Here is a 12,738-nt window from a genome sequence, read left to right on the forward strand (position 1 = left end):
CCGCCGGCGTGGCGCTGGTGCGCGCCGTCGCCCACCCCGACCTGCAGGTTCCCGCCTGGCCCGACCTTGACGGCGACGCACCCGCGGCGACGCACCCGCGGCGACGGGCCAGCGAGCGCGATGGCTGCGCGCGGTGTGGGCGGACAGGCGGCTCGCCCAGGCCCTCGGCGTGGCCAGCCCGGTCCTTGCCCGTCGCGTCGCCCAGCTGACCGCCACCCCCTCGCCCGCGCCGCGAGACGTGCGGCGCGCTGTACTCTCCACCGCCCGCTACCTGGTTCGTGCTGCCGGCCGCCCCACCCCGTTCGGGCATTTCGCCGGCGTGCAGGCGGCGTCGTTCGGACCGTCCTGCGACCTGCGCTGGGGCGAGGGGCATCACGTTGTCACCCGCACCTCGGCGGCCCGGATCGCCCGGGCGATCGAGCAGCTGGAGCGCTGCCCCTCCGTGCTGGCCCGTCTGGACGTGACGGCGAACACCACCGTCCAGGTGCGCGGCGACCGTCTCGTCGTCTCCCACCGCCCGCTCGCCCGGCCCGGCGGCGGCACGTCTGCGGCCGAGACGACTCTGCGCCACACCCGCCCCGTCGCGTTCGCCCTCGCCGCCGCGCGCCGGCCGCTCCGGTTCCGCGGCCTTGCCGACAAGGTCCATGCCGAGTTCCCCACCGCGAACGCCGAACAGGTCACCGGCATCCTGTCCGAGCTCGTCGCCCAGCAGGTGCTCATCACGAACCTTCATGCCCCGGCGACCGAGCCCGACCCGCTCGGGCACATCCTGGCGTCCCTGGAGAACGCCGGCGCCGACGAAGTCGCCGTAGCGGCCGAGCCCCTGGCAGACCTACGCGCCACCAGTGCCTCCGGGCACGGCTTGCTCGTGTCGGCCGTGGACCTGCGGCTGGACGCCGACCTCGTCCTCCCTCAGACGGTGGCCGACGAGGCCGCGCGCGCCGCCCAGCTGCTCGCCCGGCTCAGCGCCGCTCCCAACGGCACGGCAGCGTGGCGGGCGTACCACCAGAAGTTCTACGAGCGCTACGGCCGCGGCGCGCTGGTGCCGCTGCTCGATGTGGTGGCGGACAACGGGATCGGCTGGCCCGACGGCTACCCCGGCGCCCGGCCCGCCGAGAAGCCGCGCTTCGACGAACGCGACGAACTGCTCGCCGCCCTCGCCCAGCGGGCCGCTCTCGACGGGGCGCGCGAGGTCGTCCTCGACGAGGCGCTGCTGGCCTCCCTCCATCTGGGCCCGGACGAGCCGCGCCTGCCTCCGCACCTGGAGATCGTCGCCCGCGTCCACGCCCTCAGCCAGGAGGCGCTCGACCGGGGCGACTTCCGGCTGGAGGTGGTCTCGGTGTCCCGGGCCGCCGGCGTCTCGGTCGGCCGTTTCCTCCACCTCCTCGAACCCGGGCACCGGACGGCGTTCACCGACCTGCTGACGAACCTGCCGACGATGGACGAGCACGCCGTCACCGCGCAGCTCTCGTTCCCTCCGCTGGACGCGGCTACCGGGCACGTCGCCCGGAGCCTGCCGACGGGCCAGCTGGTGATCAGCCTCGCCGAGCACCGCCCCGCTGGCGATAGCGTCCTCGGCCCCGAGGACCTGGCGGTGGGCTGCGACGGTCGGCGCATGTACCTGGCCGCGCCGGCGCTCGGCGTGCGGGTCGAGGCCGCCGCCACCCACGCCCTCAACCTGCGCACCCACACCCCGCCGCTCGCCCGGCTGATCACCGAGCTGTCCCGCGCCCAGACCGCGCAGGTCACCCGCTTCGACTGGGGTTCCCTCCGCACACTGCCGTTCCGGCCCCGGCTACGGCACCGGCGAGTCATCCTCTCCCCGGCCGCCTGGCGGCTCACCGCCGCCGAGCTCCCCGCAGGCAACGCTCCGCAGCAGCAGTGGGACGAGGCCCTCACGTCGTGGATGAAGCGGCGCCGGGCACCGCGGCGCGTGCTGCTGGCCGCCGACAGCCAGGGCCTGCCGCTCGACCTTGACCACCCCGGCCACCGGGCCCTGCTGCGCGACCACCTGCGCTCCGCCCCGCACGCGGTCCTCGTCGAGGAGCCCCATCCGGCCGACCTCGGTTGGGCTGGCGGCCGGGCCCACGAGATCGTTGTTCCCGCCACCGCCACCCGCTCTCCGGCCTGGCCGCGCCTGCCCAAGCCCACCCCGGCCCGGATCCTGCCGCGGGGCCACGGCGACGCCCCGGGCACCTCCCGGGTGCTCCTCGCCTCCCTCTACGTCGACCTGGAGCGCCAGGACACCGTCCTCACCCGGCACCTGCCCGACCTCCTGGACCGGCTCGGCAACCCGAAGTGGTGGTTCGTGCGCTTCCGCGACCCGCGCCAGCACCTGCGGCTGCGCATCGCCCTGCCCTCCCCAGCCGCCTTCGGCCCCGCCACCACCGCGATCAGCACCTGGACCGCCGAACTCCACCAGGCCGGACTGCTGTCCGAGGTCGTGTACCCCACCTCGTACACCGAGACCGGACGGTGGGGAGAAGGCCCGGCCTGGGCCGCGGCGGAGGAGGTCTTCCGCGCCGACTCCGCCGCCGTCCTCGCCCAGCTGTCCCAGCCCGCGCTGCCCGGCCGGCAGGCACTGCTCGCCGCCCACGCGCTCGCCACTGCGGCAGGGTTCACCGGCTCCACCACCGCCGGACTGCGCTGGCTCGTCGACAACGTCCCCGCCCAAGCCCCGGCCACGGTGCCCAGACCCGTCTTCCGCGAGGCCGTGCGCCTCGCGGACCCGGCCCGCAACTGGGCCGCGCTACGCGCCGAGCCCGGGGGTTCCGCCATCGCCGACGCCTGGGCTCGGCGCCACCAGGCCCTCGACGCCTACCGCCGGCACTTCCCCGGCCCCCACACCCAGGGCGTGCAGGCGGACGACGTCCTCGGCTCCCTCCTGCACTGCAGCTTCGTCCGCGCACACCGCATCGACTTCGACGACGAGGCCCAGGTCCTCTACCTGGCCCGCGCAGCCGCCCTCGCCCACCTCTCCCGGGACGGTGACCGATGACCACCCCGCACCCCGCTCTTCGGTTGTCCGACCGGATCGCCGAACTCCTCGCCGACCCGGCCGACGCGCCGGAGGCGTGGACGTCCCGTCCGCAGTGGCGCCAGTCCCTCGCCCACGGCGCGCCCGGCATCGCCCTGCTCCACATCGAACGCGCCGCCACCGGCCGGGGCCCGTGGGAGCCGGTACGCGCCTGGCTGTCGGTCGCGGCCGACGTCCCGGTGACGAGCGGAGCGGACAGCTACCTGTACTACGGCGCTCCGGCGCTCGCGCACGCCCTCGCCTGCGCCGCCCAGGCCCGCCTCGGCTCCCACCAACGCGCCCTCGACCACCTCGACCAGGCCGTGACCGCCGACGCGGTGCGCCGCTGCGACGAGGCCACCGCCCGGATCGACCACGGCGACCTGCCGGTACTCGCCGAGTTCGACACCATCCGCGGACTTGCTGGCCTCGGCGCCGTACTCCTGTGCCTGGCCCCCGACGGCGACGCGATCCGCCGGGTCCTGGGCTACCTCGTCCGCCTCACCGAGGACGTCAAGCACAACGGTGAGCTGTTGCCCGGCTGGTGGACCGCGAGCGGACCGTCCGGGAAGCCGGACGAGCGTTTCCCTGGCGGGCACGCCAACACCGGCGTGGCGCACGGCATCGCCGGTCCCCTCGCCCTGCTCGCCCTCGCGCTGCGGCACGGCGTAGAGGTCAACGGACAACGCGAGGCCATCGGCACGATCCTGGCCTGGCTGGAGCGCTGGCGAGACCATCACACCTGGCCGTACTGGGTCACACCCGCACACCTGACCGGCCCCACCCGCAGGCCAATGCCGCCGCAGCGGCCGAGCTGGTGCTACGGCACCGCCGGCGTCACGCGCGCCCAGCAACTCGCCGCCCTCGCCATCGACGACCCCCGCCTGCGCCACGACGCCGAGACCGCCCTCGCCACCGCGTTGGTCGACCCGAAGGCGCTCGCCGCGACCACCGACCTGTCGGCCTGCCACGGCTACGCCGGGCTCGCCCACATCGCCCACCGCGCCGCCACCGACGCCTCCCCGCGCGACGCCGCCCGGCTCCGCTCGGCCGCCGACCTGCTCCTGGACACCATCCACCCGCCGCACACCGACCCCGACGAACAGGCCCGCCGCCTCCTCACTACGGCAGGACCCGCGTTCCTGGAAGGCGCGGCCGGCACCGCCCTCACCCTGCTCGCCCCCGCCATCGGCACCACTCCCGCGACCCGCTGGGATGCCTGCCTCCTGATCGCCTGACCGAGGACCGATCCGATGACCACCGACTGGATCCAGCACACCATCACCCCCGCCCACCGGGAAACACCCGAGCGCCTCGCCGCCGAACGCCTCGCCCCCGTCCTCAACGCCGCCCAGGACTCCGGCGCGCTGGACGGCTGGTGGTACATGCGCAAGGAGGGCCTGCGGCTGCGCTACCGCGCCGCCGCGCCCGAGCCCGCCGTCACCGCGCTGCTGGACACGCTCGTCGAGGGGGGACTCGTCGAGGGCTGGGCCACCGTGATCTACGAACCGGAGACCGAGGCATTCGGTGGCCCCGAAGCCATGGAGGTCGCCCACCGACTCTTCCACGCCGACAGCCGGCACCTGCTGGCACGGGCAGCCGAGCCCGGCCCGCCCGCGCTCGGCCGGGCCGAGACCGTCGCCGTCCTCGTCTCCGCCATGCTCCGCGCCGCCGGACTCGACTGGTACGAACAGGGCGACGTCTGGGCGAAGTTCGCCATGCTCCGCGACGCCCCCGCCCCCGTGCCGCCCGAGCGGGCGGCCACCCTGACCGCCGCCATGCAGCACCTGATGCACCTCGACACCTGGGCACTCACCCGCGACACCACCCCGCTCGCCCACCACGGCGGCTGGGTCCACGCCTTCCAGCAGGCCGGGCAGGACCTCGCCCGCCTCGCCCGCGACGGCGTTCTCACCCGCGGGCTGCGCTCCGTCCTCGCGCACCACCTTCTCTTCCACGCCAACCGCTCCGGCCTGCCGGTCGACCATCAAGCCGCCATGGCCGCACGGGCGTTGGACGCCGTCTTCCACTCCGACGAGGGCCCCGCGCCCTCGGCTTCCACCATCCACGCCACCACTAAGGTCGCCCACATGACTACCCTCGGCAACGAAACCGATTCCGCCACCCCGGCCGCCGAGCAGCTGCGCGCCGCCCTCACCGACCGACTCCTCGACCAGGGCGCCATCCGCACCGCCACGGTCGAGGCCGCCTTCCGCGCCGTGCCCCGCGAGCCCTTCCTGCCCGGCTTCCCGCTGGAGGTCGCCTACGCGGACAACCCCATCTACACGAAGACCGACGGCTCCGGAGCCCAGATCAGCGCCGCCTCCCAGCCCGCGATCGTCGCCATGATGCTCGGACAGCTCGGCGCCCAGCCCGGCGAGAAGATCTTCGAGGCCGGGGCCGGTACCGGTGTCAACGCCGCCTACATGGCCACCATCGTCGGTCCCAGCGGGCACGTGGTCGCCGTGGACGTAGACGAAGACCTCGTCGACGGCGCCCGCAAGCACCTCTCGGACTCCGGCATCACCAACGTCGACGTGGTTCTCGGCGACGGCGCGCTCGGGTACCCCGACGGCGCCCCGTACGACCGCGTCATCGCCACGGTGAGCACCAGCGAGATGCCCACCGCCTGGCTTCAGCAGGTCAAGCCCACCGGGCGTATCGTCCTGCCACTGCGCCTGCGCGGCACCGCCAGCCGGGTCATCGCCTTCGAGCGCCACGGCGACTCCTGGGCGTCCGTCAACGACCGGCTCGCCGTCTTCATGCCACTGCGCGGCAGCATGGACGACGCCCGCCGCACCGTCACCCTCACCGGCGAGGGCGACGTCACCCTCCAGGTCCACAAGGACCAGGACGAGGCGGTCAACGCCGAACTCCTGGCTGGCGTCCTCGACGGCGAGCGCTACGACGCCTGGAGCGGCGTGACCATCCCGGCCGGCACCACCTACGAGTACCAGGACCTGTGGCTGGCCCTCCGGCTCCCGACCTCCCTCATGCGGATGAGCGTGACCGGCAACGCCCGCGACCGCGGCGTGCACCCCATGTTCGGCTGGGGCGCTATGGCCACCATCCACGCCGACTCCCTCGCCTACCTCACCCTGCGCCCCGGCGAGCCCGATGCCGACGGCCGTAAGACGTACGAGACCGGCGCCATCGGCCACGGCCCCGCCGGCGAACTGCTCGCCGACCTCGTCGCCGAGGAGATCCGTACCTGGAACGCCGGCTTCCGAGGCCGGACCCTGCGCTTCGAACTCCCCGACAACCCTGCCACTGCGGACCCGGGCGCTGGCCGCTTCGTCCTGGACCGCCCCAACCACCCGATCACCGTCATCTGGGAGTGACCCACGTGCACCCGACCGGATCGACCGCCCAGCGCTTCCCGCTGGTCGCACGCCACCGGCCCGCGTGCCTGCCCCTGAACTCCCGTGTCGGCCGGCTCTGCGAGCTGGCCGACACTGCCGCCCGGCAGGCCGACCCGGGCCTCGCGTCCACCGTCTTCAACCAGGCGGCCCTCCTCGCCTCCGACCTCGCCCTGACCGACTACGCCCGCGAGCTGTGCCACCGCCACGCCGCCCTCTACCTCACCCGCGGCCCGCTCCCCGCGATGAGCGCCATCCGCGGCCTCGAACCCGTCGTCAACATCGCCCGCCTCCACATCCGCGCCGGCTACCCCCAGCACGGCTACCGCCTCCTCCGCGACCTCTACCGCGCCGTCATCAACGACACCGAGACCTCCCTCGACGGCATCGCCGTCCCCGCCCACCTCACAGAGACCGACGAGCAGCGCGGCGAGGTCCGCCAGTGGCTGTGGCGCGTCGTCCTCGCCGACGGCACCCGCGCCCTCACCTCCGCCGGCCGCTGGAACAGGGCCCTGCGCCACATCAAGGAGCATCGCGGCATCGGCCGGCGCATCCTCGACGGCCGCCAGGTCGCCGTCCTCGCCCGCGCCACCGCCGACGACCTTCCCGGCGCCCTCGCCCTGCTGGCCGCCACCGAGCCGGGCGAGGCGTGGGAGGACGCCGTCACCGCGGTGCTCACCGCGCTGTGCTACCCCGGCGACCAGCGTGCCGCCGAGGCCGCGATCGACCACTGCCTCGCCTTCGAACCGGACGAGGGCCTGGCCGTGTTCACCACCCGCCTCGCCCTGAACGCGCTCGACGCCGTCGGCCCGGACACGCCCGCCGCCCGAAACCTGATCGAGCAGCTGTCCAGCCGAACGGGTGAAATGGGCGACGGCTACGCGCTGCGCGACCTCCTCGGCCACCCGGGCGTCCGCGACCACCTCGAACCCGGCCGAACGGCCGAGCTCGAACAGGCTCTCGCCGCCTGCGCGCTGGGCTCCGCCACCCTCCCCGAGCCCGTCCGCGGCCAGCTGGAGGACGCCCTCGCCCGCGCCCGGGAGGTGCTCGAAACCTCCCCGTTCGACCCGGGCTCGCCCGGAGGTAATCCGCTTGAACGCCACACTCGAACAGCACCATCATCGGAGGCCGCCAACCTCTAGGCCGTTCCTTAACTCAGTTCCACAGAAAGCAACTTGGGTGCCGGAGCGCCCTGGCTCAGTGCACTTGCCCGCCCGCGCGCCGGCTGTGTCCGCAGGAGCCACGGCGAAGACCAGCGCCGGCTGGCGGGCTGTGTCCGCCCGAGAGACCGAGGAGTCAACCGGTGATCGACTTCGACGTGCTGACCGACCTCGCCTTCCGCGAGGGCGCCGATCGGATCGGCGTCGGTGTGGTGGTCCGCGACACTTCCGGCCGGATTCTGATGATCCGCCGGGCCGCACACGACGTCCTGCCCGGCCTGTGGGAGTACCCGGGCGGTGGTCGGGAGGACGGCGAACCCGTCCCGGCGGGTGCGGCACGGGAGCTGGCCGAGGAGACCGGGCTCACCGGCCTGACGCTGGAGTACGCACGGCACCTGGACTTCACCAACCAGCGCGGCTTGCAGGTGAGGCAGTTCGTCTTCACCGCCGTCGTGCCGGAAGGCACCCCGGTCGTCCTCTCCGGCGACCACGACGACCATCAGTGGGCTCCCTCCGACCGGCTGCCCACGACCAGCGACGGTCAGCGCGCGGTGATCGAGTGGCTGACCGGCCGCCTGGCGATCCCCGGCTGGCGGCCGGTCGGCGGCTACCTGACCACCATCGCCCGACCCAGCGCCTACGGCTCGTTCCTCGTCACCGATCCGCACGGCCGCGTGCTGGGGATGCGCTCCACCATCAACCCCGAGGTGTGGAACTTCCCCGGCGGCAACGTCGAGCACGGTGAAAGCCCCTTCACCACTGCCTTGCGCGAGGCCGAGGAGGAACTGGGTCTCGACCTCGCTGCGGAGAACCCGGAGATCATCGCCCGACGGCGCCTGGTCGCCGTGATCCACACGCAGGCCGACGCCGACTACCCGGTCCCGGTCGCCGGCTACGTGTTCGACGGCGGCACGCTGACCGCGGAGCAGCAGGCCCGGATCCGGCTCGATCCGGCCGAGCACACCGAGTTCCGGTTCGAGACGGCCCACGACTGGCGCTCCCGGATGACCTCCGCCCACTACCAGCGGCTCCGGCAGGTGCTGCGCGCCCACCGCTGCGGTGTCCCGCTCTACCTGGAGCGCCCCGCCCCGGATGGCGACGACTTCGAGGGCGTCCTGGTCTTCGTCACCGACCGCGCGGGTCGACTGCTGATGCACCTGCGCGAAGACAGGCCAGGCATGGCCTGGCCCGGCTACTGGACTCCGATCGGCGGCTGGCGCGAGGCCGACGAGAGCGCCCGGGAGAGCGCGGTGCGCGAGGTCCGCGAGGAGGCCGGCGTCGAGATCACCGGGCTGCGGCCCCTCCCCGGCCCGCACCACGACCTCGGCCTCCCGCTCACCCGCGTCCTGCACGCCGTCTGGGACGGCCCCGACAGCGACCTGCGCCTCGGTGACGAGGGCCTGGCCGTACGCATGGTCCCCCTGGCTGAGGTGCTCGACCTAAAGGTCCCGCCGTACATGCAGCACTACCTGCCCCTGCTGACCGACGCGGCCGACCCGCCGTCGAAAACCACCTCTTGAGCCGGCTCCACAAAACCCACCCGCCAACCGCTCCGGCGGGAGCCAGGGAGATCCCCATGACCAGCCGCTACCGCAGCGTCGTCGATGTCTACGTGCTCCTGCGCAGGGCCGACGGCCGTGTACTCCTCATGGAACGCGCCAACACCGGCTACGCGGACGGTCAGCTCTGCCCGCCCAGCGGGCACCTCGAACAAGGAGAGTCCGTGATCGCCGGCGCGATCCGCGAGGCCGCCGAGGAGGTCGGCGTTGAACTCGGCGAAGCCGCGCTGGCCTTCGCCCACGTCGTCCATCACCGCAGCCCCGAAGGGGAAGGACGCGTCGGCTTCTTCTTCCTCACCGACAGCTGGCGCGGCGAGCCGGTCAACCGCGAGCCCCACAAGTGCGCTCGGCTTCTCTGGGCAGATCCGACGAACCCTCCGGAGAACACCGTCCCCTATACAGCCGCCGCACTCGCGCAGGTCTCCAAACGCCAACCGTTCTCACTCGACGGCTGGACCTCATGACCGTCCCCGCCGTCCCCGCCGACGTCGACCTGCTGCTTCGCCGCACCGCCGGACCGTACGAGGCGCTGGCCACCCGGTCGGTCGACCGGCAGGGCCGCGCGGCGGTGTGGGAGATCCTCGCCGCCGACGGCCGCCGGCTGTTCGCCAAGCGGCACAAGAACACGCTCATGCACCACCGCGAGACCACCGCCTACCGGCACCTCGCACCGGCCCTCGGCCCCGGCCGCGCTCCGACGCTGCTGGCCGAGGACCCGCAGGCGCTGCTCGTCATCACCACCGCCGTGCCGGGCACCCCGGTCATCACCAGCGCGCTCACCGAGGCCGACGAGCTGGAGGTGTACCGGCAGGCCGGGCAGCTCGCGGCCCGCATCCACACCCAGCCCACGGCGGACGCCCCCGTCGGGGAGCGGCTGCCGTGGGTGCGGGAGCGCGAGCGGGCGCTGGCCCGCGCCCGCGAGGCCCGCCTGCCCGAGGCCGACGTCGAGGTGCTGGCCCAGGCCACCCGCACCGAGCCACCGCACGTCTCCCCGGCCTGCTGCCACGGCGACTTCGGTCCACGCAACTGGCTGGTCCGCCACGACGGCGGCACCCTGGTGGTCGGCGTGATCGACTTCGAGCGAACCCAGGTCGAGGAGCCGGTGCGGCGCGACCTGATGCGCGTGATGCTCCAGCTCACCCCGCACCGCCCGGACCTGCGAACGGCGTTCCTCACCGGGTACGGGCGCGCGCTGAGCAGCGCGGAGTGGGCGGCGTGCCGGGCGTGGGCCGCGATCGACTGCCCCGCGGCGCTGCGCTGGGCTCTGGACCACCACGGTGACGAGGAGATCCTCGGCTATGCCCGCACCGTCCTGGAGCTGCTGCGCGCACCGGCGTCGGCCCCGTGAAGTCCCCAAGTCCCCTTTCGTCGAGTGTCCTTGGAGGTAGTGCTGTGGAGAGTCTGCGACAGGCGGTGGCCGTCATCGTCCACGACCGGAGTGGCGGCCGGGTCGCGACGATCAACTACGCGACGAACAGCTGGAACGAGACGCCGGTGTGGACGATCCCCGGCGGCAAGGTCGAGGTCGGCGAACGCCTGGACGAGGCCGCCGCCCGCGAACTGGCGGAGGAGACGGGGCTGGTCGTCGACCCGTGCGACCTGCGGCTGGTCCACACGATCCAGGTCCGCCAGGGCTGGGACGGCAAGGGCCCCTTCCTGCTGTCGGTGTTCCTCGCCACTGCGTGGCAGGGCGAGTTGACGAACACCGAGCCCGGCAAGCACCTCGCCGTGGTGTGGTCGCCCGAGAGTGGGCTGCCGCTGCCGATGTTCCCGTCCTCCCACGCCGCGCTGTCCGCGTACCTGTCCGGTGGCCGCGGGTTCTCCACCCACGGCTGGGCCGAGGGGGCCGATCCCCGCGACCTGGTCCAGGGCTGAGGATGGCCGGCCGCCACCGCCGCCCGCCCGAACCGCAGCTGCCGGCCGACACCGACGCCCGGCTGCGGGCCATCGCCGAGCGGCGGCCCGTCGTGGAGGAAGGCATCGTCACCTTCCCCACCAGCCAGGTCCCGTACGCCTACCGCACCGTGCACCGGCCCGACGGCGGCACCGACCAACACCTCGTCCGCCTCGACCTCCCCGGACAACCACCCGAGTGACCCACCGAACCCTGGAGGCAGCAGCCCACATGACCGGATCCCCCGTACGCCCCGCCGGCCCCGAGGACGCCGACGAGCTGCTGCGCCTGCGCGTCGCGGTGCTCGACGGCGCCCGGCTCACCGACGACTGGCGCACCACCTTCCGCGACGACATGCGTCACCGGCTCGGCACCGACCCGAACCTGCTCGCCTACGTCGTCCCCGCCGACGACGGCACGCTGGCGTCCTGCGCCATCGGCATCGTCTACCGCGGCTATCGGGGCCCCACCCACCCCACCGGCCGGTGGGCCCGGATCCACACCGTGGCCACCGACCCGGTCCACCGACGCCGCGGACACGCCCGCGCCGTCACCACCGCCCTGGTCCAGGCACTCCAGCACAGCGGCTGCGGCTCGATCGAGCTGCGCGCCACCGAAACCGGAGCCCCGCTCTACCGCACCCTCGGATTCGACCCCGTCGACGGCTACATGACGCTCCGCCCCGGCTCGGAAGGCTGGACGCGGTGACCGCCATCGACCTCGACGCCTACAACGAGCGGGCCCGCGGCGGCCCGTGCTTCATCTGCTCGATGCTCGCCGGTGAGCCCGGGTACGAGCACCGGATCGTTCTGGACGACGGCGTCCACGTCGCTTTCCTCGACCGCTACCCCACCCTGCCCGGTAAGCTCCTGGTCGCCCCGCGCGCCCACGTCGAGGACACCATCAGCGGCTTCACCGAGGACCAGTACCTCGCCCTGCAATTGGTCGTGCACCGCGTGGCGACCGCGCTCGCCGCGACCGTCCCGACCGAACGCCTCTACGTGCTGAGCCTGGGCAGCAGGCAGGGCAACGCCCACGTCCACTGGCACATCGCCGCCCTGCCGCCCGGCACCCCGTACGAGCAGCAGCAGTTCCACGCGCTGATGGCCGAGGGCGCGGGCGTCCTGCCCGACGACCCCGGCCGGGCCGAGCGCCTCGCCGCCGACCTGCGCACCCGGCTCGGTCATCCCAGCCGTCACGACCAGCGAGGAGCCTGACCTTGGTCTTCGTCCCGCCCGAGCGGTTCGTCCCCACCCTGCCGCACGGCGTCGCCTACGCCGGCGTGTTCTTCACCGACCGCCACGACCGGCCGCTGCTGCTCACCTCCGTCCACCACCCGGGCGAATACCAGTACCCCGGCGGCCTCCTCGACGACGGCGAGGATCCGTGGACGTGCGCGCTGCGCGAGACCGCCGAGGAGATCGGCTTCGTCCCCGCCGCCCTCGACGACGCCCCCCCCGCCTCCTGATGCTCTCCTTCACCCCGCCGGAGCCACCGTGGCCCTGGAAGATCGGCGTGACCTTCGACGGCGGCCGGCTCACCGACGAGGAGATCGAACGCATCACCCCCGACCCCGCCGAGCACAGCGGGCTCGCCGTCCGCACCGTCGAGGAGTGGGAGCGCATCGTCACCCCGCGCCGACTGCGCACGCTCCGCGCCTCGCTCACCGCCCGCCGCACCGGCGTCGCCGAGTACCTCGTCTCAGAACCCCGCCGGCCGGGCGAACCCGGATGACGACCCCGCCCGACCC

At 73.8% G+C, this 12,738-nt stretch carries 13 protein-coding genes; all 13 read left to right on the forward strand.

What is annotated here, in order from left to right; genetic code table 11:
• Positions 1–133: 133 nt before the first annotated feature.
• The 13 genes from P3T27_RS29625 to P3T27_RS29685 all read left to right on the forward strand — a co-directional run bounded on the left by P3T27_RS29625 (position 134) and on the right by P3T27_RS29685 (position 12,722).
• Positions 134–2,998 (forward strand): lantibiotic dehydratase, encoded by a 2,865-nt coding sequence (locus P3T27_RS29625; RefSeq protein ID WP_280683966.1) that lies wholly within the window; start codon positions 134–136, stop codon positions 2,996–2,998.
• The gene (locus P3T27_RS29630; protein ID WP_280683968.1) at positions 2,995–4,254 is read left to right on the forward strand and encodes a lanthionine synthetase C family protein; all 1,260 of its coding nucleotides are present in this window, start codon (positions 2,995–2,997) and stop codon (positions 4,252–4,254) included. The genes P3T27_RS29625 and P3T27_RS29630 overlap by 4 nt, the downstream gene beginning before the upstream one ends.
• 15 nt (positions 4,255–4,269) lie before the next feature.
• Positions 4,270–6,357, forward strand: coding sequence for a methyltransferase, FxLD system (gene fxlM / locus P3T27_RS29635; protein WP_280683970.1), 2,088 nt, complete (start codon positions 4,270–4,272; stop codon positions 6,355–6,357).
• 5 nt (positions 6,358–6,362) lie between these two features.
• Complete coding sequence (locus tag P3T27_RS29640; RefSeq protein ID WP_280683972.1) at positions 6,363–7,517, forward strand: hypothetical protein; 1,155 nt, start codon at positions 6,363–6,365, stop codon at positions 7,515–7,517.
• 161 nt (positions 7,518–7,678) lie between these two features.
• Entirely contained in the window at positions 7,679–9,055 is a 1,377-nt protein-coding gene (locus tag P3T27_RS29645) for an NUDIX hydrolase (protein WP_280683974.1), read from the forward strand.
• Positions 9,056–9,111: 56 nt separating this feature from the next.
• The gene (locus tag P3T27_RS29650) at positions 9,112–9,558 is read left to right on the forward strand and encodes an NUDIX domain-containing protein (RefSeq protein ID WP_280683976.1); all 447 of its coding nucleotides are present in this window, start codon (positions 9,112–9,114) and stop codon (positions 9,556–9,558) included.
• On the forward strand, positions 9,555–10,442 hold the full coding sequence (locus P3T27_RS29655) for an aminoglycoside phosphotransferase family protein (protein ID WP_280683978.1): 888 nt from the start codon (positions 9,555–9,557) through the stop codon (positions 10,440–10,442). Before P3T27_RS29650 ends, P3T27_RS29655 begins: the two co-directional genes overlap by 4 nt.
• Positions 10,443–10,486: 44 nt before the next feature.
• Complete coding sequence (locus tag P3T27_RS29660; protein ID WP_280683980.1) at positions 10,487–10,969, forward strand: NUDIX domain-containing protein; 483 nt, start codon at positions 10,487–10,489, stop codon at positions 10,967–10,969.
• 2 nt (positions 10,970–10,971) lie between these two features.
• Complete coding sequence (locus P3T27_RS29665) at positions 10,972–11,190, forward strand: hypothetical protein (protein ID WP_280683982.1); 219 nt, start codon at positions 10,972–10,974, stop codon at positions 11,188–11,190.
• Between the two features lie 29 nt (positions 11,191–11,219).
• Positions 11,220–11,696: a GNAT family N-acetyltransferase gene (locus tag P3T27_RS29670; protein ID WP_280683985.1), complete on the forward strand. Its 477-nt coding sequence runs from the start codon at positions 11,220–11,222 to the stop codon at positions 11,694–11,696.
• Entirely contained in the window at positions 11,693–12,205 is a 513-nt protein-coding gene (locus P3T27_RS29675) for an HIT family protein (protein ID WP_280683987.1), read from the forward strand. Before P3T27_RS29670 ends, P3T27_RS29675 begins: the two co-directional genes overlap by 4 nt.
• A 2-nt stretch (positions 12,206–12,207) precedes the next feature.
• The gene (locus P3T27_RS29680; protein WP_280683989.1) at positions 12,208–12,456 is read left to right on the forward strand and encodes an NUDIX hydrolase; all 249 of its coding nucleotides are present in this window, start codon (positions 12,208–12,210) and stop codon (positions 12,454–12,456) included.
• On the forward strand, positions 12,456–12,722 hold the full coding sequence (locus tag P3T27_RS29685) for a hypothetical protein (protein WP_280683991.1): 267 nt from the start codon (positions 12,456–12,458) through the stop codon (positions 12,720–12,722). The genes P3T27_RS29680 and P3T27_RS29685 overlap by 1 nt, the downstream gene beginning before the upstream one ends.
• Positions 12,723–12,738 lie beyond the last annotated feature (16 nt).

Origin of the sequence: Kitasatospora sp. MAA19, assembly GCF_029894125.1 — a bacterium.
Taxonomy (GTDB): Bacteria; Actinomycetota; Actinomycetes; order Streptomycetales; family Streptomycetaceae; genus Kitasatospora.